Annotated in this window: 20 protein-coding genes; 11 read left to right on the top strand and 9 right to left on the bottom strand. The window is 71.3% G+C overall.

Annotated features, from left to right (window positions below; all coding sequences use genetic code 11):
• The first annotated feature begins 164 nt into the window (after positions 1 to 164).
• The 4 genes from HNR23_RS17970 (at position 165) to HNR23_RS17955 (ending at position 7,276) form a co-directional block, all read left to right on the top strand.
• On the top strand, positions 165 to 3,464 hold the full coding sequence (locus tag HNR23_RS17970) for a UvrD-helicase domain-containing protein (protein WP_184076994.1): 3,300 nt from the start codon (positions 165 to 167) through the stop codon (positions 3,462 to 3,464).
• Between the two features lie 698 nt (positions 3,465 to 4,162).
• A complete protein-coding gene (locus tag HNR23_RS17965) occupies positions 4,163 to 4,402 on the top strand; it encodes a hypothetical protein (RefSeq protein WP_184076992.1) in 240 nt (79 codons plus the stop codon).
• A 226-nt stretch (positions 4,403 to 4,628) separates the two neighbouring features.
• On the top strand, positions 4,629 to 6,518 hold the full coding sequence (locus tag HNR23_RS17960) for an endonuclease/exonuclease/phosphatase family protein (RefSeq protein WP_184076990.1): 1,890 nt from the start codon (positions 4,629 to 4,631) through the stop codon (positions 6,516 to 6,518).
• A gap of 179 nt (positions 6,519 to 6,697) precedes the next feature.
• Positions 6,698 to 7,276, top strand: coding sequence for a hypothetical protein (locus tag HNR23_RS17955; protein ID WP_246421792.1), 579 nt, complete (start codon positions 6,698 to 6,700; stop codon positions 7,274 to 7,276).
• A 65-nt stretch (positions 7,277 to 7,341) separates the two neighbouring features.
• On the opposite strand, the gene HNR23_RS17950 is transcribed toward HNR23_RS17955, so the two are convergent.
• Both HNR23_RS17950 and HNR23_RS17945 read right to left on the bottom strand, forming a co-directional pair.
• Positions 7,342 to 7,659 carry a sec-independent translocase gene (locus HNR23_RS17950; RefSeq protein WP_184076988.1) on the bottom strand — a complete coding sequence of 106 codons (318 nt, stop codon included), beginning with the start codon at positions 7,657 to 7,659 and terminating at the stop codon, positions 7,342 to 7,344.
• Between the two features lie 55 nt (positions 7,660 to 7,714).
• The gene (locus HNR23_RS17945; RefSeq protein ID WP_343070612.1) at positions 7,715 to 8,500 is read right to left on the bottom strand and encodes a phosphatase PAP2 family protein; all 786 of its coding nucleotides are present in this window, start codon (positions 8,498 to 8,500) and stop codon (positions 7,715 to 7,717) included.
• A gap of 167 nt (positions 8,501 to 8,667) precedes the next feature.
• Between HNR23_RS17945 and HNR23_RS17940 the strand changes: the two genes are divergently transcribed.
• Positions 8,668 to 9,510, top strand: coding sequence for an ion transporter (locus HNR23_RS17940; protein WP_184076984.1), 843 nt, complete (start codon positions 8,668 to 8,670; stop codon positions 9,508 to 9,510).
• A gap of 133 nt (positions 9,511 to 9,643) precedes the next feature.
• Here HNR23_RS17940 and HNR23_RS17935 read toward each other — a convergent pair whose 3' ends face one another.
• Positions 9,644 to 9,847, bottom strand: a complete 204-nt coding sequence (locus HNR23_RS17935) for a cold-shock protein (protein ID WP_184076982.1) — start codon at positions 9,845 to 9,847, stop codon at positions 9,644 to 9,646.
• Positions 9,848 to 10,155: 308 nt separating this feature from the next.
• Positions 10,156 to 11,787, bottom strand: coding sequence for a dolichyl-phosphate-mannose--protein mannosyltransferase (locus HNR23_RS17930; protein WP_184076980.1), 1,632 nt, complete (start codon positions 11,785 to 11,787; stop codon positions 10,156 to 10,158).
• 96 nt (positions 11,788 to 11,883) lie between these two features.
• On the opposite strand from HNR23_RS17930, the gene rsmI reads away from it, so the two are divergent.
• The gene (gene rsmI / locus HNR23_RS17925; RefSeq protein ID WP_343070611.1) at positions 11,884 to 12,756 is read left to right on the top strand and encodes a 16S rRNA (cytidine(1402)-2'-O)-methyltransferase; all 873 of its coding nucleotides are present in this window, start codon (positions 11,884 to 11,886) and stop codon (positions 12,754 to 12,756) included.
• A 92-nt stretch (positions 12,757 to 12,848) separates the two neighbouring features.
• Here rsmI and secD read toward each other — a convergent pair whose 3' ends face one another.
• Both secD and HNR23_RS17915 read right to left on the bottom strand, forming a co-directional pair.
• Positions 12,849 to 15,473, bottom strand: coding sequence for a protein translocase subunit SecD (gene secD / locus HNR23_RS17920; RefSeq protein ID WP_184076972.1), 2,625 nt, complete (start codon positions 15,471 to 15,473; stop codon positions 12,849 to 12,851).
• A gap of 81 nt (positions 15,474 to 15,554) precedes the next feature.
• Complete coding sequence (locus tag HNR23_RS17915; RefSeq protein ID WP_184076970.1) at positions 15,555 to 16,064, bottom strand: hypothetical protein; 510 nt, start codon at positions 16,062 to 16,064, stop codon at positions 15,555 to 15,557.
• Positions 16,065 to 16,186: 122 nt separating this feature from the next.
• On the opposite strand from HNR23_RS17915, the gene metG reads away from it, so the two are divergent.
• Positions 16,187 to 18,004 (top strand): methionine--tRNA ligase, encoded by a 1,818-nt coding sequence (gene metG, locus HNR23_RS17910; RefSeq protein WP_184076968.1) that lies wholly within the window; start codon positions 16,187 to 16,189, stop codon positions 18,002 to 18,004.
• A 135-nt stretch (positions 18,005 to 18,139) separates the two neighbouring features.
• Positions 18,140 to 19,063, top strand: a complete 924-nt coding sequence (locus HNR23_RS17905) for a TatD family hydrolase (protein ID WP_184076967.1) — start codon at positions 18,140 to 18,142, stop codon at positions 19,061 to 19,063.
• A 61-nt stretch (positions 19,064 to 19,124) separates the two neighbouring features.
• Here the strand turns inward: HNR23_RS17905 and HNR23_RS17900 are convergent, their stop codons facing one another.
• Entirely contained in the window at positions 19,125 to 20,231 is a 1,107-nt protein-coding gene (locus tag HNR23_RS17900) for a CaiB/BaiF CoA transferase family protein (protein WP_184076965.1), read from the bottom strand.
• Positions 20,232 to 20,356: 125 nt separating this feature from the next.
• Between HNR23_RS17900 and rsmA the strand changes: the two genes are divergently transcribed.
• Positions 20,357 to 21,241 carry a 16S rRNA (adenine(1518)-N(6)/adenine(1519)-N(6))-dimethyltransferase RsmA gene (gene rsmA / locus HNR23_RS17895; RefSeq protein ID WP_221308780.1) on the top strand — a complete coding sequence of 295 codons (885 nt, stop codon included), beginning with the start codon at positions 20,357 to 20,359 and terminating at the stop codon, positions 21,239 to 21,241.
• Positions 21,242 to 21,350: 109 nt separating this feature from the next.
• Here the strand turns inward: rsmA and HNR23_RS17890 are convergent, their stop codons facing one another.
• Entirely contained in the window at positions 21,351 to 23,312 is a 1,962-nt protein-coding gene (locus HNR23_RS17890; RefSeq protein ID WP_184076961.1) for a serine/threonine-protein kinase, read from the bottom strand.
• 256 nt (positions 23,313 to 23,568) lie between these two features.
• On the opposite strand from HNR23_RS17890, the gene HNR23_RS17885 reads away from it, so the two are divergent.
• A complete protein-coding gene (locus HNR23_RS17885; protein WP_184076958.1) occupies positions 23,569 to 24,510 on the top strand; it encodes a 4-(cytidine 5'-diphospho)-2-C-methyl-D-erythritol kinase in 942 nt (313 codons plus the stop codon).
• Between the two features lie 72 nt (positions 24,511 to 24,582).
• Here HNR23_RS17885 and soxR read toward each other — a convergent pair whose 3' ends face one another.
• Complete coding sequence (gene soxR / locus HNR23_RS17880; protein ID WP_184076956.1) at positions 24,583 to 25,044, bottom strand: redox-sensitive transcriptional activator SoxR; 462 nt, start codon at positions 25,042 to 25,044, stop codon at positions 24,583 to 24,585.
• Between the two features lie 74 nt (positions 25,045 to 25,118).
• On the opposite strand from soxR, the gene HNR23_RS17875 reads away from it, so the two are divergent.
• Entirely contained in the window at positions 25,119 to 25,811 is a 693-nt protein-coding gene (locus tag HNR23_RS17875) for a thiamine pyrophosphate-dependent enzyme (protein WP_184076953.1), read from the top strand.
• The last annotated feature ends 5 nt before the right edge of the window (positions 25,812 to 25,816 follow it).

Below are 25,816 nucleotides of genomic sequence, written 5' to 3'. Positions count from 1 at the left end.
GAGATCACCAGGCCAGGACTTCGGTTCTGGCCTGCGGTGTTTTTCGGGGCCTGTCGCCGGACCCTGTCCGACGACCGTGGGGCCGTGGCGCAGGGCCGACATTCGCCGCCAATGAAGTGCATTCGCATCCCACCGGGCATTCGGGGTGTGGGAGGATTCCACGCGTGCGCTTCCATGCCGATCTGCATATCCACTCGAAGTACTCCAGGGCCTGCAGCAAGGACGCCGACCTGGAACATCTGACCTGGTGGGCGCGGCGCAAGGGGATCACGGTCGTCGGGACGGGTGACTTCACCCATCCGGCGTGGTTCGCCCATCTCCAGGAGAGCCTGGTGCCGGCGGAGCCGGGGCTGTTCCGGCTCCGGGACGACCTGGACGCCGACATCGTCCGTACACTGCCGCCCGCCATGGCCGCGGCACCGGTGCGGTTCATGCTCTCGGTGGAGATCTCCACGATCTACAAGCGCGGCGAGCGCACCCGCAAGATCCACCATCTCGTCTACATGCCCGATTTCGACGCGGCTGCGGAGTTCAACCGCAGGCTGGGCACGATCGGCAACCTGGGCTCCGACGGCCGCCCGATCATCGGGCTGGACTCCCGCGACCTGCTGGAGATCACCCTCGAAAGCGGCGCCGGCTCCTACCTCGTTCCCGCCCACATCTGGACCCCGTGGTTCGCGGTGCTCGGATCCAAGGCCGGGTTCGACGCCGTCGAGGACTGCTACGTCGACCTGGCCGACCACATCTTCGCGCTGGAGACCGGCCTGTCCAGCGATCCCGCCATGAACTGGCGGATCTCCGGCCTGGACCGCTACCGGTTGGTCAGCAACTCCGACGCGCACTCGCCGCCGATGCTCGGCCGCGAGACCACGGTGTTCGACACCGAGCTGGACTACTTCGCCATCCGGCGCGCCCTGGAGACCGGCGCCGGGCACGAAGGCAGCGTCGAGTTCTTCCCCGAGGAGGGCAAGTACCACGTCGACGGGCACCGCAAGTGCGAGGTCCGGATGGAGCCGAGCGAGACGCGTCGGCGCGGCACGGCCTGCCCTGTGTGCGGAAAGCCGGTCACCGTCGGCGTGCTCAGCCGCGTGGAGGAGCTGGCCGACCGGCCGGAGGGCGCCCGGCCCGAGGGCGCCGCCGGCTTCCGCAGCCTGGTGCCGCTGCCGGAGGTCATGGGCGAGATCCTCGGTGTGGGACCGAAGAGCAAGAAGGTCCGCGGCGAGATCGACGGGCTCACCTCCGCACTCGGCCCGGAGCTGGCGATCCTGGAAGGCGTTCCGGCCGACGACATCGAGCGCCACTCGCCCCTGCTGGCCGAGGCGGTGCGGCGGCTGCGCCGCGGCGAGGTGATCCGCGAGGCCGGGTACGACGGCGAGTACGGGGTGATCCGGCTGTTCGAGCCCGGCGAGCTGAAGCGGGTGCGGGCCGCCTCCGCGCCGTCGCTTTTCGACGACCTGCTTCCCGGCGAGGCGGGCGGGGCGGCCGGGAAACAGGCGGTCGCGGCCGAACCGCAGTCGCCCGCCGCCGAGCCGCAGCGCGCCTCCGGCGCGCCGGAGCACGGGACGGCCCCCGAAGCCGCGGCGCCCGGCGGGTCGGCGGAGGCCGGGGCGCGGCGCGAAGACCCGGACCGCTCCCGCCGCTCCGCGGGGCCGGACGGCCCTACCGCCGTCTCCGACCACCCGGACCGCGCCGACCACCGCGAGGCGTCCCTGCTCGACGGTCTCGACCCCGACCAGCGGGCCGCCGCCGATATCACCGGCGGGCCGGTACTGATCATCGCCGGTCCGGGGACCGGAAAGACGCGCACCCTCACCCACCGCCTCGCCCATCTCGTGGCCGAACGCGGCGTGGATCCGCGGCACTGCCTTGCGATCACCTTCACCCGCCGCGCGGCCGAGGAGATGGCCGAGCGCCTCGCCGCTCTGGTACCGGACCACGCACCCGGCCTGACCATCGCCACGTTCCACTCGCTGGGCCTGCGCATACTGCGCGAGCAGCACGACCGGGCGGGTCTCGGACCGGCCTTCGGCATCGCCGACCAGGCCACCCGGCTGGCGCTGGCCACCGAGGCCGCCGGAGACGAGAAGTCGGGGCGGCGGCTGCTGGCCGAGCGCTCCCGGCGGCGCGGGTCGGACGACGGTGCGTCGCCCGACCTCGCCGACGCCGCTGAGCGCTACACCAAGGCGCTGCGCCAGCGCGACCTGGTGGACTTCGACGACCTCATCACACTGCCCGTCGAACTGCTGGAGGCCGCCCCCGACCTGGCCGCCGCCTACCGCGACCGCTTCCGGTGGATCTCGGTCGACGAGTACCAGGACGTCGACGGGCAGCAGTACCGCCTGTTGCGCCTGCTCGCCCCCGCCGACGGCCACCTCACCGCCATCGGCGACCCCGACCAGGCCATCTACCGGTTCCGCGGCGCCGACGTCGGGTTCTTCCTGCGGTTCCGCGAGGACTTCCCGGGTGCCCGCATGGTCCGGCTCACCCGCAACTACCGCTCCAGCGCCGCCATCCTCACCGCGTCCCTGCAGGCCATCGCGCCCACGACACTGGTGCCCGGGCGCGAGCTGCGGCCGATGGGCGACCATGGGCCGGCTCGGGTCGGCGTGTACCCGGCGGCCGACGAGCGGGCCGAGGCGTCGTTCGTGGCGCGCACGGTCGAGCTGCTGCTGGGCGGGGCGTCGTTCCACTCCTTCGACAGCGGGCGGATCGACTCCGACGAGACCCACGGGCTGGGCTTCTCCGACTTCGCCGTGCTCTACCGGACCGACCGCCAGGCCGAGGCGGTGATGGCGGGGCTGACCCGGGCCGGGCTGCCGTTCCAGAAGCGCTCGCACGACCGGCTGGCCGATCGGCCGGGGGTGCGCCCGCTCCTCGCCGAGTTGGCGTTCGCCCCGGCGGCGGGCGCGCCCGCTTCGGTCACCGAGCGGCTGCGGTGGGCTGCCGAAGCCGTCATCGAGCGGATTCCGCGGGCGGAGCGGGGGGAGGCCGAGGTCGACGTCCACACCGCGGTCGACCTCTTGCGCCCGCGGGCCGAGGCGTGCGGCACCGACCTGGAGCGGTTCCGCGACGAGCTGGCCCTGGGGGTCGAGGTGGACACCTGGGATCCGCGGGCGGACCGGGTCTCGCTGCTGACGCTGCACGCCGCCAAGGGGTTGGAGTTCCCGGTGGTGTTCGTCGTGGGATGCGAGGACGGCCTGCTGCCGCTGCGCTGGCCGGGGGTGTCGCCGGAGGACACCGATGAGGAGGAGGTCCGAGAGGAGCGGCGCCTGCTGTTCGTCGGTATGACGCGCGCTCGGCGACACCTGTTCCTGAGTCATGCGGCCGAGCGCGTGCGGCAGGGGAGCGCGCGCAGGAGTGCGCCCTCGCCGTTCCTCGCCGACCTCGGCGCCGACGTCTGCGAGCGCGTCGGCGCGGCCGCCGCGCGCCGGAAGCCGCGCGACACCCAGCTGCGATTGCTGTAGGCGACGCGACCCGGCGGAGTACCGGCGAACGTGACAAAGCCGACCTTTCCGACCCTTCCGGCCATGCGGACCATAGGGGCCATGCCGACATTGCTCACGTTTCCCCATGATTCAGCCTGGTTCAGGGGGTGCAATCCGGACCGAAGCGGCGGGAAAGCTTCAATACCGCCGCATGAGGGTCTAAGGGCCCTTATTATGGGGAGTGCTTGACCGTAACCTGGGGTTCATGAGGTGTCGGAGGCGTGTGCCCTCCGCGGGGGAGCTTCGCGTACCCGGGCGCTCAGGGGGAGTGCTTTTGTACGATATTTGGCGCACTTTAGCCGCCGCGATGGCCTAGGTTTCCTCAGTCCTGGGAATTTCGCTGGTGGTGAGGTGAAATTCGACTCCGGCAGAGCCGACTGCGGAGGCGGCGGGCGCGCGCGTGAGGCCGTGCTTTCGCTCTCCGGAAGAGGATGGCGTCCCCATCTCCGTCGCCGAGCGTTGAATGTTGCGTAGCCGCAGGTAGCTGCGGTGTCAATGGTGCGTGCACCTGCCCTGGGGCAGGGGACGTGCCCGTGCGGCATTCAGGTTGAATTTCACACTATGCCAGGGATTGCCGAAGAACGCCGTTAATATTTGGATCCGGGGCTTGTGTCTGGTGTGCCCGATAGGTCATCTTATTGGACGGGGATGGACGAAGTTCGAGCGAAAGGTGCGCTGTGCTCAAGAAGATCTGTGCGGTGGCGGCGATCTCAGCCGCCGTCGTTATGGGGACGTCTTTCCCCGCCGCTGCGGACGAGGTCGCCGTATCGCAGAGCCCCGGCTGGGGCGCGCTCGCCGGATGGAGCTGGTGGACCGTGACGGCCGAAACCACGTCCGAAACCTCCGAGCTGATCGCGGACTGGCTCGGGGCCGACGAACTGTTCGATGCCTCCGCAGGATGGAGCTGGTGGCTGTAGTCGGTGCCACGACACCGACGAGGATCAAGGGCCGGTCCCGGGCGCTCCCGGGGCCGGCCCCCTCGTATGTCCGGACGTGCGGCCCTCCGCCCGGCCACCAGGATTCCCTCGAACCCCCTCGGTCGCGACAATCGACACATTCGTTGCATCTCCTTCATGTTTCAGGTTCCGGCCGGTTACCCGCCGGAAGCACGATGAGGGCACCCCACATGATTTGGAGGAGAGGGTGTCTCTCTCACACACGCGGCCGCTGTCCGCGGCGGCAGTGGCGGCGGCGGTCACCATCGGCGCCGCGCTCGTCCCCGCGGCGCCCGCACCCGCGGCCGCGGATTCCCCGCGCATCCACACCATCCAGGGCACGACCCGGGTCTCCCCGTACGCCGGGCAGGAGGTGGCCGACGTCCCCGGCATCGTCACCGCCGTCAACCGCTTCGGTTCGGCCCGCGGCTTCTGGTTCCAGGACCCCGAAGGCGACGACGACCCCCGCACCAGCGAGGCCCTCTTCGTGTTCACCGCCGCCACCACGCCCGACGTCCGCCCCGGCGACGACGTCAGGGTGAGCGGCACCGTCACCGAGTACAGCCCCGGCTCCGGCCTGCAGACCATCACCCAGCTCGCCGACGCCCGCTGGACCGTGGTCGGCTCCGGTGCCGACATCCCGTCGGCCGTCCTCCTCGACACCGACACCGTCCCCGACGCCTACGCCCCCGACCACGGCGGCGACATAAGCGGCCTGGAACTCAAGCCGGACACCTACGCCCTCGACTTCTGGGAGGCCCACGAGCACATGCTCGTCCGGGTCGACGACGCGCCCGTGGTCGGCCCCACCGACCGCTTCAACGCGCTGTGGGTGACCACCAAGGACGACCAGAACCGCAGCCCCCGTGGCGGCACCGTCTACGGGGACTACGCCGACCCCAACAGCGGGCGGCTCAAGGTCGAGTCGCTGATCCCCTACGCCGAGCGCCCCTTCCCCCGGGCCGACGTCGGCGACGTTCTGGCCGGAACCACGCAGGGCCCCCTCTACTACAGCCGCTGGGGCGGCTACCAGCTACGGGCCACCCAGCTCGGCCGCCACGTGGACAACGAACTGCCCCGCGAGGTGGCCGACGAGCACCGGGACTGGGAGCTGTCGGTCGCCACCTACAACGTGGAGAACCTGTCGGCCGCCGACGACCAGGAGAAGGTGGACGGGCTCGCGCGCGGCGTCGCCCACAACCTCGGCTCCCCGGACATCGTGGGCCTGGAGGAGATCCAGGACGACAACGGCCCGGTGGACGACGGCACCGTGGACGCCGACGAGACCCTGAGTCGGTTCGTGGCCGCGATCAAGGATGCCGGCGGCCCGGCCTACCAGTGGAGGCAGATCAACCCCGAAGACGGCGCCGACGGCGGCCAGCCCGGCGGCAACATCCGCAACGTCTTCCTGTTCAACCCCGATCGCGTCGCCTTCGTCGACCGCGAGGGCGGCGACGCGACCACACCCGTCGAAGTGGTCGAGGGCGCGGACGGCCGCGCCGCACTGAGCGTCTCACCCGGGCGCATCGCCCCGGGTGACGAGGCCTGGCGCAGCAGTCGCAAGCCCCTCGTCGGCGAGTTCGTGTTCGAGGGCCGCACGGTGTTCGTGGTCACCAACCATTTCGGCTCCAAACGCGGCGACCAGCCGATGCACGGCCTGCGGCAGCCGCCCGAGCGGACCTCGGAGGTGCAGCGCAACGCCCAGGCCGAACGGGTGCGGGAGTTCACCGACGAGCTCGCCGCGGTGGACCCGGCCGCCAACGTCATGGTGATCGGAGACCTCAACGACTTCGAGTTCTCGCGGACCCTGGAGATCCTCACCGCCGACGGCGGCCTGGACAACCCGGCCCTGGAGCTTCCCGCCGGTGAGCGGTACAACTACGTCTTCGACGGGAACTCCCAGATGCTGGACCACATGCTGCTCAGCGGGGCCGCGGCCGATCGTGCCCGCTACCGGATCGTGCGGACCAACTCCGAGTTCCACGACCAGGTCAGCGACCACGACCCGCAGGTCGTCCGGTTCCGCCCGCTGACCGGCGACGCCAAGGTCGACCGGCGCGAGGACCGCAGGTACTACTCGGGTGCGGGGCGGCCGTAGCCGCGCCCCATCCCGCCCCGGGCTGCCCCAGGCTGCCCCGGGGCGGCCCGCCGCGGTCAGCGGGGTGGGGGACGGCCGAAGACGGAAGGGATCGGCAACGGTTCTCCGGCGGCGACTCCGGGTAGTCACCCGGCATGACCCCCACCCCCGGGTGAGACATGGAGAGAGGGGCGCCGACCGTGCCCGGATTCCCCGACGACCCCACCCCCGACCGTCCCCCGCGGTCCCCTGGCGCCCGCGGCCGCGAGTACCCCGAAGGGGAGGCCGCCGGCGGCTACCACCTCCCCGAGGTGCCGACGGAGCCGACGGACCCGACCCACCCCATGGAGCGTGCCGAGGAACCCGAAGAGGAGCGCGGGGGCGATACGCCCCTGGCGGCCGAGCGGTTCCGTCGCGCGACCCCGGCCCGAAGCAAGGCCATCCCGGCCCTGCAGACCCGCCACCGCTGGCGGCTGGTGGCCGGCACCGTCCTGTTCGTCATGTTCCTGGGCAGCTGGGCCGACTACATCGAGGAGGTCACCCGCGTCTACTGGCACCTGGCCTTCTGGGCGCTGGTCGGGATCGCCGCAGCCGTGACCGTCCACCGGGAGCGGCGCAACGACTGGGAGGCCACCGCGCGCTGGCCGTGGGCGGCCGCGGCGCTCGGCGGCTCGCTGGCGGCCGAACTGCTCATCGCGACCCTGGGCTCCCCGATCATCATGGTCGGGTCGGTGATCCTGCTGGCGCTCGGCCTGTTCCTGGTGCTGATGTTCGGCTGACCCCCGTCGCCGCCGACGGGCCGCGCGGTGGTGCGACCGGTGCGACCGGTGCGAAGGTTTCGCGCTCAGGTCGCCTCGGGGTCGAAGGGCGGCCGCTTGCCGTTCAGCTGCGAGACCGGGCGGCTTCCCGCGCCCTCGTCCTCGCCGGCCTCCCAGAAGTGCTTCTGCACGAACCGCTTGGGGTTGAGGTCCTGCACGTCGAAGTCCTTGAACTCCGGTCCCAGACCCTCGCGAAGGTCGTCCTTGGCGCTGTCGGCCATGGTGCGCAGCTGCCGCAGCACCCGCCCGATCTGCGCCGCTGCCTTCGGCAGCTGGTCGGGGCCGAAGATCAACAGCGCGAGGGCACCCAGGACGAGGAACTCACCCCCGCTGATGTTGAACATGCCTCCCCCTTCTGACTGACCGATTCCGTCGGCTGCCGTCGACCTCTTATGCAGGTTAACCGCTCTTCCGCGGTACCCGGACAGGGGAGGCCGGTGCCGCCCGCGCGACCGCCTCCGTGCCGCGCGCCGTCCCGGAACCCAGTACCAGTCGGCTGAGCAGGGCCAGCGCGGCGCCCAGAGCGGCCCCGCCCAGGACCTCGCTGACCCAGTGGTAGTCCAGCACGACCATCATCGACCCCACCAGCACCACCGGAACGAGCGAGCACAGCAGGGCGCGGCGCAGCGCCACCGCCCCGGGGCGCACGCCGTAGGGCCCGAACAGCAGCCAGGCGAGCAGCGGGAAGGTCAGGGCGGCGTTGGCGGTGTGCCCGGACGGGTAGGAGACGAAGCCGTCGAAGGGCGTGGCGCCGAAGGTCGCCAGCGAGGTCAGCCAGGCGGTGACGTTGTCGATGCCGGCGTTGACGACGTCCACGTCCAGCACGGGCGGGGTCCGCCCCACGTACACCTTGAGCACCGTGCCCACCAGGGCCAGCGCGCCCAGGCCGGTGACCGTGGCCACAATCGGACGCGGATCGCGCCACCGGAGGCTTGCCCAGACGGCGGCGGCCGCCAACAGGGGGATGGTGACCGCCCGCTGGCCGAGCCGGGCACCGGCCACCGCCAGTGCGTGCAGCGCGCCCTCGGGCTCGCGGGGGTCGAAGTACGCGTGCACCGGTGCGTCGACCGCGGTGACCGGACCGTGCCCGATGACCTGCACGGTTATCAGGGCGAGCAGGAACGCGGCGACGGCGGCCCCTGCCGCGTGCGGCCGCCACCAGGCTCCGCCGAGCCATGCCAGCACGCTTCTCACACCTCCCGCGTATACCAAAACCGTTAGGAGTCTAGGCGCCTCGTGGGGAATGTGGGCGCACGCCTCCGCGCGCGCCACAGCGGGCATTAGGGTTGGCTGGTTGGCTTGGGGCCTTTGCCCGTGGAAGATCCGCGGTGCCCGGGGTGAAGGGGGAATAGATGTCCGTGGGTGCGCTCCGGGGCGGTGTCCGCCGGTTCGTCGACCACAGTGGGTTCCAGAACACCGTCATCGTGATGATCGTCCTCAACGGGCTGGTCCTCGGCCTGCAGACCTATGAGGGGCACACCGCCACCCATGGGAGCGCCTTCCTGGCGGCCGAACACATCTTCGTGGGCTTCTTCGTCGTCGAACTGCTGCTCAAATTCTCCGCGCGCGGATGGGCGTTCTTCCGCGATCCGTGGAACTGGTTCGATCTCATCGTCGTCGGTGTCTCGCTCATTCCGACCACCTCGGGGTTCTCCGTTGTCCGGACGCTTCGTCTGCTCCGGCTCATCAGCGTCATCCCGCAGATGCGCACCATTGTCAACGCGCTGTTCCGGGCAGTGCCCGGACTCGGCACGGTCATCGCCCTGCTCTTCGTCATCATCTACACGTCGGCGGTGATGGGCGCCAACCTCTTCAAGGACATCGCCCCCGAGTTCTTCGACAATGTCGGCATCTCCCTGTACACCGTGTTCCGCCTGCTGACCACCGAGGACTGGCCCGAAGTCTCCGACGCCGTGATCGACCAGGCGCCCCTCGCGTGGATCTACTTCGTGGTGGTCATCGTGGTGAGCGCATTCGTGGTGCTCAACCTGATCATCGGTGTCATCGTCACGTCGCTGCAGGGCGAGGTCGACAAGGGGCGTTGGGAGGAGGACCAGGAGATCGAGCAGCGCCTGCACGACCAGCTCATGGCCAAGATCGAGGCGCTCAGCGACCAGGTGGCGGTCCTCGACGAGCGCGTGCGGGAACTCGGCGGCCGCCCCGACCCCGACGCCGACCGCGAGATCGCCCGCTGAGGACGGGTCGGCCCTGCCGTCGGCCGGTGGCGGGCCCACCCGACCACCCGCCCCCCACACAACAGCCCTTCGCCCGGCTCACGGGCGAAGGGCCGAGGAACGTTTCAGGCGAGACTACAACTGCTCCACAGTCCTAGACCGTGACGACGTTGGACGCCTGCGGGCCCTTGGGGCCCTGCGTGATCTCGAACTCGACATGCTGGTTTTCTTCCAGGTTCCGGAAGCCGGTACCCGCGATCGCCGAGTAGTGAACGAACACGTCCGGGCCGCCGCCCTCAACGGCGATGAACCCGAAACCCTTCTCAGAGTTGAACCACTTCACGGTGCCCTGAGCCATCTGCTCTCCCTTTGGGGACTACAAACGGGGCCGCACCCTGCTGGCCCCGGGTTGCCGGACGCCGCCCCCGGGGGTTTCCACCCAAATGACCAGCGCCCATGTGTTAGTTCCGCGAGGCGCCTTAGGCATCCGTGGAAACCACAACCGCAACCGGAGCACGACACTACCAGCCGTATACGGCGGTTGCCGAGACTTTCCCGGCAGGAAATCGGAGTGGTCGAACTCTGGCCAATTAGGGGTGGCCCCCTTGTTGATTTTCCGCTGGTGACGCACTAATGGGTATTCGGTCCTCCCCGGGCCGCGGCGGCTCACGACGGCCCGCCACTCCCGTAGATCCAGGTCGGGAACCACATGCGCTTGGCCCACTCGTCGTAGGGGATCGTCTCCGCGCTCAGTACCGGGTACATGAACGCGAAGTCGGCGATGATGACCAGCAGCACCACACCGAACACCACACCGCCGACCACGCGGATCCACGGTGAATACCGCGGGCTGCTCTCCCCGGCCCCCATGATCAACCCCAGCGCCAGGACGATCGCCAGCACCAGGAACGGCAGCATCGGCAGCGCGTAGAACACGAACATGGTCCGGTCCGGGTAGGCGAACCACGGCAGCCACCCGGCCGCCACACCCAGCAGCACGGCCCCCGCGCGCCAGTCCCGGTAGATCACCCACCAGCCGACCATCACCGCCAGCGCCGCGATGCTCAGCCACCACACCGCCGGGGTGCCGATCCCCAGGATCGCCGAGGAGCACTTCGCCGCGCCGCAGCCGGTCCCCTCGCCGTCGTAGTAGAACGCGACCGGGGTGCGCATGATGAGCCACTCCCACGGCTGGGACGCATAGTCGTGCGGCGCCGAGAGGTGGGTGTGGAAGCCCAGCATCTCGGAGTGGTAGTGCGCCAGGCTGGCCATCGCGTCCAGTGGCCCGCGCACCCACGCCGGCAGCCCGTCCAGCACGCCGCCGGTGCGCTCGGCCGCCCAGCCCCGGTCGTAACCGCCCGAGGTGACCAGCCAGCCCGTCCACGTGGCGACGTAGGCCACCGCGGCCACACCCACCGTCTGGAAGAACGCCGGGACCGCGTCGTAGACGAACCAGCGCCACCCCGCGCCCTGCTGCCCGATACCGCGCCGCGCCCCGTAGTCCCACGCCACCGTGAGCAGCCCGAACGCCGCCAGGTAGAACAGCGCCGACCACTTGGTGCCGATCGCCAGGCCGAAGCACAGCCCGGCCGCCAGCCGCCACCAGCGCATCCCGAGATAGCCCACGGCGGTATGCCCGGCGTCGGCCAGCTCACCCAGCCGGGCACGCGTCCGGTCGCGGTCGATCACCAGGCAGGTGAAGCCGGCCAGGATCCAGAACGTCAGGAAGATGTCCACCATGGCGATCCGGCTCATGGTGAAGTGCAGGCCGTCGAGCGCCATGATCAGCCCCGCCGTGCAGCCCAGCAACCACGACCGGGTCATCCGCAGCGCCAGGCGCACCAGCAGCAGCACCGACAGCGCGCCGATCACCGCCGCCGCCACCCGCCACCCGGCCGGGGTCATCGACTCACCGAACGGCAGCAGCCCCCACATGTGGTCGCCCAGGGCGATCATCCACTTGCCCAGCGGCGGATGCACGACGAAGTCGCCGCCGCCCGTCCAGATCTCCTTGCCGCCCTGGGCCAGCACCTGGTCGGCGTTCTCCAGCGTCTCGTGCTCGTAGCCGAACCGCCACAGCGAGAACGCGTCCTTGGCGTAGTACGTCTCGTCGAAGTAGATCTGGCCGGGGTCGCCCAGCCGGACGAAGCGGAGCACACCGGCGAACAGCGCCACCAGGACGGCACCGAGCCACCCCGCCCAGGCCGGTTGCGGCATCGGCGGCACCAGCCGCGCGCGGACGGAGTCCTTCGAGGTCGGTGCCGGTTCGGGTGCGACTTCGGGTGCTGTTGTGGTCATCTCGCTCATAGAGTTGGTTCGGAGATGGTTGCAGGCGCCGATCCGTCCGCCGACGGAGGGGCAAGCCAACCGTAGCGCTTATGGATCGGGTGAAAAGTGACCGAAGGGGCCACCGCGGGTGACGCGAGTGCCACAGAGTACGGGACGCTGACGCTGGCGGGAATACCCATCGGCCACAGTGGCGACGCGCAGCCGCGCCTCCTGGACGCGCTTCGCGACGCGGACATCATCGCGGCGGAGGATACACGGCGGCTGCGCCAGTTCGCCTCCCGGCTCGACGTCCGGCTGGGCGGCGAGAGCGGTGCCAGGGTCGTGTCCTACTACGATGCCAACGAGACCCGCCGTGCCGCCGAGCTGCTCGACGAGCTGCGCGCCGGGCGGGACGTCCTGGTGGTGACCGACGCCGGGATGCCGGGCGTCTCCGATCCCGGCTACCGCCTGGTGACCGCCTGCGTGGCGGCGGGGGTGCGTGTCACCGCCATCCCCGGCCCGTCGGCCGTCACCACGGCGCTGGTGCTGTCCGGGCTGCCGACCGACCGCTTCTGCTTCGAGGGCTTCCCACCGCGCAAGGGACTGGCCGGGCGACTCGCCGAGCTGGCCGCGGAGCGCCGCACCATGGTCTTCTTCGAGAGCCCGCACCGGCTGGCCGCGACGCTGCGGGCCATGGCCGAGGCGTTCGGCCCGGACCGCCCCGCGGCGGTGTGCCGGGAACTCACCAAGACCTACGAGGAGGTGCGCCGCGGCCCGCTGGCCGAGCTCGCCGAGTGGGCGAGCGGTGAGGTGCGCGGGGAGATCACCCTCGTCGTGGGCGGCGCCGTCCCGGGCGCGGTCCCCCGCGAACCCGCCGACCTGGCCGCGGCCGTCGCCGAACGCGAGGGCGAGGGGGTGCCCCGCAAACAGGCCATCCAGGAGGTGGCCAAGGCACTCGGGCTGCCCAAGCGCGAGGTCTACGACGCCGTCCACCGCTGACCCGACGGCCCTCTCCCGCGACCATCGGAAAAGAAGGGGGCTCCCGGCGGAACGGAGTCCGCCGGGAGCCCCCCTCGCGTCGCGCGACCCGGTCAGACGACCGCGCCGTCGCTCTGCTCCCGTGCGCTGCGCACCTCCCGGCGCTGCTTGGCCTTCTTCTCCCGCTGCACGTGCGGCGGGTCGGTCTTGTCGAACCTCTGCAGCCAGATCGCCAGTGGCGACGCCACGATGATCGTGGACAGCACACCGGTGATCAGACCCACCAGCATCGCGATCGAGAAGTCCCGCAGCGAGGAACCGCCGAAGACCGCAAGCGTGGCCAGGATGAACACACCGCCGATGGTCGTGTTCACCGTTCGCGGCAGCGTGTGCAGGATGGCCGTGTTGGTGATCGAGACGAACCCGGACTTGCTATCTCGTGCCCACTCGTCGCGGATACGGTCCATCACGACCACCGCGTCATTGACCGTGAAGCCGATGACACTCAGCAGTGCGGCCAGGAACACGCCGTCGATCGGCTTGCCCAGCCAGCAGAACAGACCGATGACCACGGCCAGGTTGAACGCCAGCGACACCATTGTGGCCAGGCCGAACGACCAGCGGAACCGCCAGGCCAGGTAGATCATCTGCAGCGCGAGCGCGGCGATGAGCGCGATCAGCGCCTTGTTCCGCAGCTCGTTGCCCATGCTCGGGCCGATCTTCTCGTCGCTGATGCGCTCCGTCGCCCCGGCCTCGTCGCCGATGGCGTTCTGGATCGTCTCCGCGTCGGCGTCGCTGATCGGACCGGTGCGCACCGCGATGTCGCCGTCGCCCGACGCCTGGACCACCGCGCTGGGGAATCCGGCATCGGACACCGCCTGGCGGGCATCGGTGACGCTGATGGTCTGCTCGGTGGTGAAGTCCATGACCCGGCCACCGGTGAACTCCACACCGAAGTTCGGCGGGCGGATCAGCACACCGGCGACCGCGACCACCACGACCACCCCGGCGACCATGAGGAACGCCTTGCGCATGCCCATCAGGTTCGGGTTGCGGCGCGTCAGCCAGGCGCGCACACCGCTGATCTTGGAGATACCGCTGATCGCGGGGTGCTTGCGGACGATCTTGCGGCGGACCGCCCACTCCACGAACACACGCGCGATGACCAGAGCCGAGATCATCGACGCCAGCGTGCCCAGGCCCAGCGTGACACCGAAGCCCTGGACGTTGCCGGAGGCGAGGAAGAACAGCAGCGCCGCCGCGATGAGCGTCGTGATGTTCGTGTCGATGACGGCGCTCCACGCCTTCTGCGAACCGGTGACGAACGCCTTCTGCAGGTTCGGCGGGATCGCCCGGCGGCGGCGCCGGGACAGCACCCCGGCCTCCGCCTGTTCGGTCTCCGCCTCGGTGGCGTCGATCATCCCGGCCGACTTGTTGGAGTCGTACACCTTCTGCTGGTGTTGGTACTCCTCCCGCGCTCGTTCGAATATCAGCACGTTGGCGTCGATCGCCATACCGATCGCGAGCACGAACCCGGCCAGGCCCGGCAAGGTGAGCGTCGCCCCCAGCGCGACCAGCGCCGCGTAGGCGATCAGCGTGTAGCAGGCCAGCGCCACGGAGGCGAGGAAACCGACGAAGCGGTAGGCCAGGCAGATGTAGATGGCGGTCAGCAGGATGCCGACACCGCCGGCGATGAAGCTGGCCTTGATCGCGTCGGCGCCCAGCGTCGGGCCGACGGTCTGGCGCTGGATCTCCTGGACCGGCAGCGGCAGCGAGCCGCCCTCGATCAGGACCGCCAGCTCGTTGGAGGTCTCCTTGGTGAAGGCGGAGCTGGTGATGGTGGTGGACCCGCCGGACATGCCGGTCTCACAGGCCACGTCCTGGTTGACCTCGGGGGCCGAGATGATCTTGTCGTCCAGGACGATGGCCACCCGGCGCTTGGGGTCGCCCATCGGGTTGCAGGCGGCCTGTCCGGTCAGCTCACGCCACTGGTCGCGGCCGTCGCCGCGGAACGCGACGTCGACCTGCCACTGGGTCTGCGTCGTGGCGTCGAGGACGGCCGAGGCGCTGGAGACCTTGTCGCCCCGGATCGCGGTGTCGCCGAGCTGCAGCTGCTCGCCCTGGTCGTCGGGGAGCGTCAGCTTGACGTCGTCGGGGTTCTCGGCCGGCTGTCCGCCGCCGCCCGGCGGCTGGCCCTGCTGCCCCTGGAGCATCTCCTGCAGCTGCTCCTGGGAGATGCCGTCCTCGTCGGGACCGGCGCCGGTGTCGTGCTCCGCCGGGGGCTTGGCCTCGTCGGCCGCGTCGGACGGGGCGCGGGCCTCGTCACCGCCGGGCGGGGCCACACCGGGTCCGCCGCCGCCCGCGGGGGCGACGCCAAGGACCGGGTGGAAGGTCAGCTGCGCGGTCTGGCCGAGGATGTCGGCGGCTTCGGTCGGGTCCTGAACACCGGGAAGTTCGACGATGATCCGGTCCGAGCCGGAGCGCGACATCGTCGCCTCGCTGACACCGAGGCTGTCGATGCGCTGCCGGAGCACCTCGATGACCTTGTCGGTGTTGTCGGCGTCGGCGGGAGTGCCGTCGGCGCCGTCCTCGGTCTGCAGGACGATCTGGGTACCGCCGCTGAGGTCGAGCCCCAGTTTCGGCGGTATGAACCATGCGGCGGCGAAGGCGCCGAGCACGATGACCAGGGAGATGATGCCACGCGCCCAGCGTGCACCGGCTCCCGTTTGAGTGGACAAGACGGGTACCTCTCAGGGATATGCGAATGAAGAACGACGGATGGGCCCGACGGCGAGCGCCGGGTCACGTGAGAGCGGAGTTCACGCGCGTGCGCTGAGAGGCGGTGCCCGACCCAGCGGAAGGGAGCACGTGTCGGCATGGTCCGGCATCCGCGCCGACGAGGGCAGGGGCGCGCGCCCCCACGCCTCGCCGATGTCGGGCAGCTGCGGCGTGCCCGGGGCGTAGACGTCGGGCATGTCCCGCAGGGCGGGGCGGTGGTCGCCCTTCCACACGGGCATCGCCGGTGCGACGACCTCGGTGTCGTGCCGCGGGTGCTCGGCGGTGTGCGTGCCGCCCGCGGACGTCGATGCCGCCGTCGCCGACGCGGTGCCGGCGACGCGGCAGGTGCGCGGCTGCGCCTCCTCGGCGTCGGGTCCGGGCATGGCGACGGCCCGGCCCGCCGGAATCAGGGAGGCCGGGATCGAGCCGGCGGCGGCCGCCGACTGCAGCGGCGCGCCGAGCAGCAGCGCTGCGGCCACGAGCAGCATGGCCAGGACACGGGAGACCGTGATGACCACCGCCTTCGTCGGACCACCGGACGTGCCGGTCACCTCGCGTGTCGCATACAAGAGTTCCGAAACACACACTATCGAGGTGCGGAAACGAATGGACACCGCGACGCCGCGGGGAAATGCGGTGCGAAGCCGCACCCCTTGCCCTTTAGGCTTGGGGCATGTCGTCGAAACGCCACATCCTGACCGCGGTGGCCTGGCCCTACACCAACGGGCCCCGCCACATTGGGCACGTATCCGGGTTCGGAGTCCCCTCCGACGTCTTCGCTCGGTTCCAGCGAATGTCCGGCCACGACGTGCTCATGGTCAGCGGCACCGACGAGCACGGCACCCCCATCCAGGTGCTGGCCGACAAGGAGGGCGTCTCGGCCCGCGAGCTGGCCGACCGGTACAACAAGGTCATCGTCGAAGACCTCGTCGCGCTCGGGCTCTCCTACGACCTGTTCACCCGCACCACCACGGGCAACCACTACGCCGTCGCCCAGGAGCTGTTCACCGGGCTCTATGAGAACGGCTACATCTTCACCCGCACCACCAAGGGCGCCGTCTCCCCGACGACCAGGCGCACCCTGCCCGACCGCTACATCGAGGGTGTCTGCCCGATCTGCGGCTACGACGGCGCGCGCGGCGACCAGTGCGACAACTGCGGCAACCAGCTCGACCCCATCGACCTGATCGATCCGCGCTCGAAGATCGACGGCGAGGTTCCGGAGTTCGTCGACACCGAGCACTTCATGCTCGACCTTCCCGCGTTCACCGAGGTGCTGGGGGAGTGGCTGCGGTCCAAGTCCGGCCAGTGGCGCCCCAACGTCCTGAAGTTCTCCCTCAACCTCCTCGACGACCTGCAGCCGCGCGCGGTCACGCGCGACCTCAACTGGGGTGTACCGATCCCTGTCGAGGGCTGGAGCGACAACGAGAACAAGCGCCTCTACGTGTGGTTCGACGCGGTCATCGGCTACCTGTCGGCCGCCATCGAGTGGGCCAAGCGCACCGGCGACCCGGAGGCGTGGCGCCGCTGGTGGCAGGCGGAGGGGGCCGAGTCCTACTACTTCATGGGCAAGGACAACATCGTCTTCCACTCCGAGATCTGGCCGGCCATCCTGCTCGGCTACAACGGGCGCGGAGACCGCGGCGGCCTGCCCGGGACGCTGGGTGCGATGAACCTGCCCACCGAGGTCGTGGCCAGCGAGTTCCTCACCATGGAGGGCCGCAAGTTCTCCTCGTCGCGGCGCGTGGTCATCTACGTCCGCGACTTCCTGGAGCGCTACTCCGCCGACGCGCTGCGCTACTACATCGTCGCGGCCGGTCCGGAGACCCAGGACACCGACTTCACCTGGGCCGAGTTCGTGCGCCGCAACAACGACGAGCTCGTCGCGGCGTGGGGCAACCTGGTCAACCGGTCCATCTCGATGGCGGTGAAGAACCTCGGCGCGATCCCCGAGGCCGGAGAGCTCACCGACGAGGACCGCCGCGTGCTCGACCACTCCAAGGCGGCGTTCGCGGTGGTCGGCGAGCACCTGGACCGGTCCCGGTTCAAAGCGGCCCTGCAGGAGGCCATGCGCACCGTCGCCGAGGCCAACAAGTACATCTCCGACCAGGCCCCGTGGGCGCTGAAGAAGACCGACCCGGAGCGGATGGCGACGGTGCTGCACGTCGCGCTGCAGCTCGTCAGCGACGCCAAGACGCTGCTGACCCCGTTCCTGCCCGAGTCGTCCAACAAGGTGTACGCGATGCTGGGCGGCACCGGCGTCTGGTCGGGCATGCCGCGCATCGACGAGGGCGTGGACACCATCGGCGGTGGGAGTGAGTCGACCTCCTACCCGGTCATCACCGGCGACTACGCGGACAACGAGGCGACCTGGGCGTCCGTCCCGATCGTCCCCGGCACCCCGCTGTCGCCCCCCAAGCCGCTGTTCGCCAAGCTCGACCAGAGCGTCGTCGACGAGGAACTGGCCCGCCTGGAAGCGGCCGCGGGCTGACGCGCCAGGGCCCGCCCGGGTGCCCGGGCGGGCCTCGGAGAACAATCACCGGCGGACCGTTGTTGTACCGGAGCGGTCCGCCGGAGGCGTGCGCGCCGGGTGGAAGAACGCAGAGGGAAAGAGGAAACCGGACCGATGGGCAAACGCAGTGGCAAGGCCGTCCGCGAACGCAACGCCGCGACCCCGCCGCCCGCGCCCGAGCCGCTGCGCGTGGCCGTCGCCGACAGCCACACCCACATGGACATGCAGGACCCGGACGTCGGTGAGATCGTCGCCGCCGCCGAGGCGGTGGGGGTCACCCCGCTGATCCAGGTCGGCGTGGACGTCGCCTCCTCGCAGTGGGCGGCCCGGGTGGCCGCCGAGCACCCCGCCGTCTGGGCCGCGGTCGCCCTGCACCCCAACGAGGCCCCGCGCATCGTGCACGGCGACGGCGCCGAGGGCGTCGAGGTCGACGACACCGACTGGGCCGGCAAGGTGCGCGCGGCCGCGGGCATGGCCGGGCTGGAGGAGGCCGTCGCCGAGATCGACCGGCTGGCGGCGCTGCCGCAGGTGCGGGCGGTGGGCGAGACCGGCCTGGACTACTTCCGCACCGGCGGGGAGGGGGTCGCGGCGCAGCAGGAGTCGTTCCGGCGCCACATCGACATCGCCAAGCGGCACGGGCTGGCCGTGATGATCCACGACCGCGACGCCCACGACGACGTCCTGCGCGTCCTCAAGGAGGAGGGCGCCCCGGACCGGGTGGTCTTCCACTGCTTCTCCGGCGACGCCGACATGGCCCGGGTGTGCGCTGACAACGGCTACTTCATGAGCTTCGCGGGCAACGTCACCTTCGCCAGTGCCCAGTCGCTGCGCGACGCGGCCGCGGTCGCCCCGGCCGACCTGATCCTGGTGGAGACCGACGCCCCGTTCCTCACCCCCAAGCCCTACCGGGGCCGCCCCAACGCCCCCTACCTCGTTCCGCACACCCTGCGCGCCCTGGCCGGGGTCAAGGGCCTGGACGAGGATGACCTGGCGACGTCGGTCGCCGCCAACGCCAAGCGCGCCTTCGGCCTGGACTGACCCCGCGGCGCTCAGGGCGGCCGACGGGGCAGGACGGACGGATCGCCGCCGGCCGCCCTGGTCACGGCCGGGGGTCGACGCCCCAGGACGTGAGGACGTCGTCCAGGGCGGGTTCCGGGTGGTCGGGGTCGCGCGTGGCGGTTCCGGGGGTGCGGCTGAAGCGGGGGGCCGGGCCCGGGTAGAGGCGGTCGCCCTTGCGGACGACCGCGCCGCGGGCCCGCACGTGCGGGTGGTCGGCGGCCTCGGGCATGGACAGGACCGGCTGGACGCAGGCGTCGGTGTCGGCGAAGGTGTCGGCCCATTCGTCGCGGGTACGGGTGCGCAGCACCTCGGCGAAGCGTTCGCGCAGCTCGGGCCAGCGGTCGCGGTCCCACTGGTCCGGGAGGTCGGCCTCGGCCAGCCCGATCCCCGCCAGGAACGCCGCGTAGAACTGCGGCTCGATGCAGCCGACGGAGATGTGCCGCCCGTCGGCGCACTCGTAGACGTCGTACCAGGGCGCCCCGGTGTCGAGGTAGTTGGTGCCGCGCTCGTCGGTCCACATCCCGCGCTCGCGGTCCTCGTACATCATCGAGGCCAGGAAGGCGCTGCCGTCGACCATCGCGGCGTCCACGACCTGGCCCCGGCCGGAGGACTGCCGTTCCACGAGGGCGCTGAGGATGCCGGTGACGACGAACATGGTGCCGCCGCCGAAGTCGCCGAGCAGGTTGACCGGGGGCAGCGGCGGCCCGCCGCGGCGGCCGATGGAGTGCAGGGTCCCGTTCAGCGAGATGTAGTTCATATCGTGTCCGGCGCGCTCGGCGAGCGGCCCGTCCTGCCCCCACCCGGTCATCCGCGCGTAGACGAGCCGCGGGTTGAGGCCGAGGCACTCGTCGGGACCGAGCCCCCGCCGCTCCATGACGCCGGGGCGGTAGCCCTCCAGCAGCACGTCGGCGGCGGCGACCAGGCGGCGCGCGGTGGCGACGCCCTCCTCGGACTTGAGGTCGACCCCGAGGATCGGGCGTCCGGAGGCCATGTGCGGGCGGGGCGCGCCCGCACGCACCGCGTCGGCGGTGGCGGGCCGGTCTAGCCGGATGACGTCGGCGCCGAGGTCGGCGAGGAGCATCGCGGCCATCGGACCGGGGCCGATACCGGCGAACTCCACGACTCGGACGCCGTTGAGGGGACCCATCGGTTAGCCTCCACTGAGCCTGATTCGAATCTCATTCGGTTTTGGGTGGATTCCCATTGTGCGGGTCGAGAGCCGGATGCGCCATGCCGCGGAGCGGCCACCCCGCCCCGGCGGCCTGGCAAGATATGTGGGTGACCCACGCTGAGATACCCGATTCCACCCGCCTGCTCACCCCGGCCGACGTGCGGCGGCTCGCCGACCGCCTCGGAGTCCGGCCGACCAAGACGCTCGGCCAGAACTTCGTCATCGACGCCGGGACCGTGCGCCGGATCGTACGGGTCGCGGAGGTCGGAGCGGACGACGTCGTCCTGGAGGTGGGTCCCGGTCTCGGGTCGCTCACGCTGGCGCTGCTCCCGCACGTCCGCCAGGTCACCGCGGTCGAGATCGACCCCAGGCTCGCCGAGGCGCTGCCCGCCACCGTCGGCGAGTACGCCCCGGACCTCGCCGACCGCCTGCGGGTCGTCACCGCCGACGCCATGCGCGTCGACGAGATCCCCGGCCCCGCGCCGACCGCGCTGGTCGCCAACCTGCCCTACAACGTCGCCGTTCCGGTCGTGCTCCACCTGCTGGAGCTGCTGCCGTCGCTGCGGCGCGGCCTGGTGATGGTGCAGTCGGAGGTGGCCGACCGGCTCGCCGCCCGTCCGGGCAGCCGGACCTACGGCGTGCCCTCCGCCAAGGCCGCTTGGTACGCCGACGTGCGCCGCGCGGGCGCCGTCGGCCGCAACGTCTTCTGGCCGGCTCCCAACGTCGACTCCGGCCTGGTCGAGTTGCGCCGTCGGCCCGCGCCGAGCGCGACCGCCTCCCGTGAGCAGGTGTTCGCGGTGATCGACGCCGCGTTCGCGCAGCGCCGCAAGACGCTGCGCTCGGCCCTGTCCTCCTGGGCCGGGTCGGCACCGGCCGCGGAGGCCGCCCTGCGGGCCGCCGGGGTCGACCCCTCGGCCCGCGGCGAAGCCCTGGACGTGGTGGAGTTCGCCCGCATCGCCGAGCATGCGCCGACCCGCGCCTCCTGACCCTTCCCGCGCGCCGTCCGACCTCCGATGATCTCGAAAGGACGGTTCGGATTCCGTCGTGAATCCGAACCGTCCTTTCGAGATCATCGGACGGAGTGCGGCCAGGCGTTCAGGCGCTGCGCGGGATGTCGTCGACCGGGATCACCGCGGGTTCGCTCTCCTGCTGGCTGCGCAGCACGAGCTCGGCGGAGTCCAGCAGGTTCTCGTCCTCCACGAAGAACACGACCCGGCCCTCGGCCGCCTTGCCGGCCTGCACCGGGTGCCACAGCGGCGCGTCGGCCTCCGACCCCAGCGGCGGCTCCGCCGCATACGGGGGCCCCGCGTGATCCTTCAGCTCCTGCCAGTCGTGGTCGAGCCTGAGCGTCCGGTCCGACGTGTTCTCCACGAGCAGAGTGAACACGCAGTAGGTGCCCTGGCTCGGGATGGACCGCTCGCCGGGGTCGGGTGTGCACGTGTACTCGCGTGCCTTGAACACCATGTGGGAGTCGGCGTCCGAGCCCCGGGTGGGCCGACTCCGCTCACCGGGGTCGGGCTCGCCTCCGGCCGCGTCCTGCTGCGCGCCCGGCTCCTGCTGCTCGGCCGAGCCGTTGCCCGGTCCGAACCAGGGCAGGCCGCCCAGCCCGCTGATACCGAGCACGGTGAGCGCGGTGAACAGCACCAGTACCAGGGCGACGGCGATGACCGCGGTCATCGCGACCCACTTCATCCGCCGCTTCGTCGGCTGGAGCGGATGGTGCGGGGGCGGCGGCACCGGTGGCACGTACGGCTGGGCCTGCGGCCGCCGCGGGCCGGTCTGCCCCGTGCGCTGCCGCTCCTGCTGCGCCTGCGGGCCGAGCTGCGGAATCGGCCCCGTCTGGTTCGGGCCGACCGCCGGGAACTGCCCCGTCTGGTGAGCCGGGAATTGGCCGGTCTGGTGCACCGGGTGCTGCTGGGCCACACCGGCCGCCGGGCGCTGCACCTGCTGGCTCTGGTGGGTCGGCGGTATCGGCGCCTGCTGAGCCGGTTGGGCTTGCTGGGGCTGCGGGTGCTGCTGGGGGTGCTGCGGGTGGGGGTAGGGCGGGGGAGCGTGCGCGGGCGGGGCGGCGGGGCCGTGCCCGCCAGGGCGCATCCCGCCCATGACCGGAGGCGGACCGGGATGGTGGCCCGGCGGCATGATGGGCGGCATCGGCGGCAGGTTGGGCCGCCAGGACTGGTGCAGGGCGTGGCTCACCATGTCGGTGGCCTCCGCCGGGTCGTCCTCGCCGCCGGCCAGCTCCAGCATCAGGTCCTGGGCCTTGGGGCGGCGGTCGGGCTCCTTGGCCAGCGCCTGGAGCACCAGCCGGTCGAGCGGGCCGTCCAGGTTGCCGATCTGCGGTTCGGCGAACAGCACCCGCTTGCCGAGTGTCATGGCGTCGCCGTTGCCGAAGGGGTGGGTGCCGTTTCCGGCGAACGCCACCAGGCATCCCCACGCGAAGATGTCGGCCGCGGTGGTGACCTGCTCCTCCAGCAGTTGCTCCGGGGCCATCCACCCCGGGCTGCCCATGACGATGCCGGTCTGGGTGTGGTTGGACCGTGTGTCCATCGCCCGCGCGATGCCGAAGTCGATCACCCGCGGGCCGGACAGCGACAGCAGCACGTTGGCCGGCTTGAGGTCGCGGTGCACCAGCCCCGCTCTGTGGATGGCGGCGAGCGCCGCCGCCACACCCAGCGCGAACCCGTGCAGCGTGCTGGAGTCGAGCGCCCCGTGCTCGGCGATGTGCTCGGCCAGCGCGGTCCCCGCGATGTACTCGGTGACCATGTAGGGGCGGTTCTCGAAGGTGCCGTGGTCCAGGACCTTGGCCGTGCAGAAGGAGGCGACGCGGCGGGCGTTCTCCATCTCGTCGTGGAACCGGGCGCGGGTGGCCTCGTCGAAGGCGAGCTCCGGCCGGATCACCTTGATCGCGACCTGGGCACCCTTCTCCGGGGTACGGCCGAGATAGACCGTCCCCATTCCTCCGCTGCCCAGCCGCCCGGCCAGCACGTATGGCCCGATGGTCGCCGGGTCACCGGCGGCCAGCGGTTCCAGGTTCTTCGGGAGCCCATCCGACGGCAAGCGATCCTCCCCGACGGTGTCCACACTCCGTCTGGCCCCCAAGGTAGCGGGGATTGTGCCCAGATACCCACCCGCGCAGGCCACTGCGCCCTGATCCGGCCGTCCAGGACGACCCGACCGGGAGTGGAAACGTGACCGGGACGTCCTCTCGGGGCGTCCGGGGAACCCGCAGTGACGTGACGCGCGAGCCGCACAAGTATCCCATTGCGGGTTCGTGGGCTCACAGGGGTGGGGGTTCCTTTACGATCTAGGACTCGTGACCGCTAATACCGCCGTGACCGTACGGGTACCCGCGAAGGTGAACCTCCAGCTGGCGGTGGGGCCGGCGCGCGAAGATGGATACCACGATCTGGTCAATGTCTTTCACGCCGTTTCGCTGTTCGACGAGGTTACCGTCAGCGAGGCCCGCTCGCGTGCGGGACGCGGGTTCGTCCGGCTCAGCGTCGCGGGCGACCTCGGCTCGCACACCGAGCGTGTCCCCCTCGACGACACCAACCTGGCCGCCCGCGCCGCGCGCCTCGTCGCCCGCGAGGCGACCGGGGCCGGGCCGGTCGACATCCACCTGAACAAGCGGATCCCCGTCGCCGGAGGTATGGCCGGGGGCAGCGCCGACGCGGCCGCCGCCCTCGTGGCGTGCGACCGGCTGTGGCACACCGGCCTGTCGGCGGATCGGCTGCTCGAACTGGCCGCAGAGCTCGGCAGCGATGTGCCCTTCCCCCTCGTCGGCGCGACAGCGGTGGGGACCGGGCGCGGCGAGGTCCTCAGCCCCGTGCCGAGCCCCGGCCGCTACGAGTGGGTGTTCGCGCTCGCCGAGGGCGGGCTGTCCACCGCCGCCGTCTTCGCCGAGTACGACCGGCTGCGCCCCGACGCTCCGGAACCGCGCGGCGACGAGCGGCTCATGGCCGCCCTGGCCGCCGGCGACGCCCGGCGGCTGGGCGCGGCGCTCAGCAACGACCTGCAGGGCGCGGCCCTGTCCCTGCGCCCCGATCTGGCGGACACCCTGGCGACGGGGCGCGCGGCCGGGGCGGTCGGCGCGATCGTCTCGGGCTCCGGTCCGACCTGCGCCTTCCTCGCCGAGGACGAGGGCGGCGCCGCTGCGGTCGCCGCAGCCCTGGAGAAGTCCGGCGTCTGCGAGCGCGCCGTGCGGGCGCAGGGCGACGTCGAGGGCGCGACCGTGATCCGCCGACCCGGCCTCTAGCCCTCGTCGATCTCGGGGGTATCGACCGAATCCCGCAGCGAATTCCGTCGGTACCCCCCGAGATCGACGCAGCTAGAGCCCGCCTTCGCCGGCGGGCTTCAGCAGCGGCGCGCCCGGCCCCTGGGCGGCCATGGCGTCGTCGTGGTTGTACAGGTCGCAGACGTCGAAGGAGAGGCAGCCGCAGCCGATGCACTCGGAGAGCCGGTCGCGGAGCCGCCGCAGGGCGTCGATCCTGGTGTCGAGTTCGACCCGCCACTGCTCGGACAGCCGGGCCCAGTCCTGCGACGTCGGCGTCCGATCGTCGGGGAGGGCCGCCAGCGCCTCGTGGATCCGGTCCAGGGTCAGCCCGACGCGCTGCGCGGCGGAGACGAAGGCCAGGCGGCGCAGTGTGCCGCGGGGGTATCGGCGCTGGTTGCCGGGGGTCCGCTCGCTGCGGATGAGCCCCCTGTCCTCGTAGTAGCGCAGAGTGGAGCGGGGCACGCCGCTGCGCTCGGCGAGCTGGCCGATGGTCAGTACGGCGGGTGGGTGGCGCATATCACATCCCGGCGGGGGTGGGTTCTCTCTTTCGGGCTTGACCTCCAGTTAACTTGAGGTCTGAGACTGGCCGCATGGCTACGACAACACTCTCGCGCTACGCCGACCTGCCGGCCCTCATCGGCTTGATGACCGGAGACGAGAAGCACCAGGCCGCGTCGGAATCGACGCTCGACGTGCTGTGGGTCCTCTACGACCGTGTCCTCGACATCTCGCCCGAAACCGTCGACGACCCCGACCGCGACCGCTTCCTGCTGTCCAAGGGCCATGGACCGTCGGCCTACTACGCCGTTCTCGCCACCAAGGGCTTCATCGACGTCCGGACACTGCGAAACTGGACGCGCGCCGACTCCCCGCTCGGATACCACCCCGACCGGGTGTTGATCCCCGGGGTCGAGATCGGCAGCGGCTCCCTGGGCCACGGGCTGGGCCTGGCCGTCGGGACCGCCCTGGGCCTGCGCGCCCAGGGCCGCACCAAGCCGCGCGTCTTCGTCCTCGTCGGCGACGGCGAACTCGACGAGGGCAGCAACCACGAGGCCATCGCCGCCGCCGGCCGGCTCGGACTCGACGGGATCACCGTCATCGCCGTCGACAACCGCTCCGGCACCCACGGCTGGCCCGGCGGCATCGCCGAGCGGTTCAAGGTCGAGGGCTGGGCCGCCCGCACCGTCAGCGGGCGCGACCACGACGCCCTCCACTCCGCCTTCACCACCCCGCACCCCGGCCGCCCGCTCGTGGTGGTCGCCCACGTGAACACGAAGGGATGAGCGCC

The organism is Nocardiopsis mwathae, from assembly GCF_014201195.1.
GTDB lineage: Bacteria > Actinomycetota > Actinomycetes > Streptosporangiales > Streptosporangiaceae > Nocardiopsis_C > Nocardiopsis_C mwathae.
Note: the sequence above shows the minus strand (reverse complement) of the source record. Positions and strands in the feature narration are given on the sequence as shown.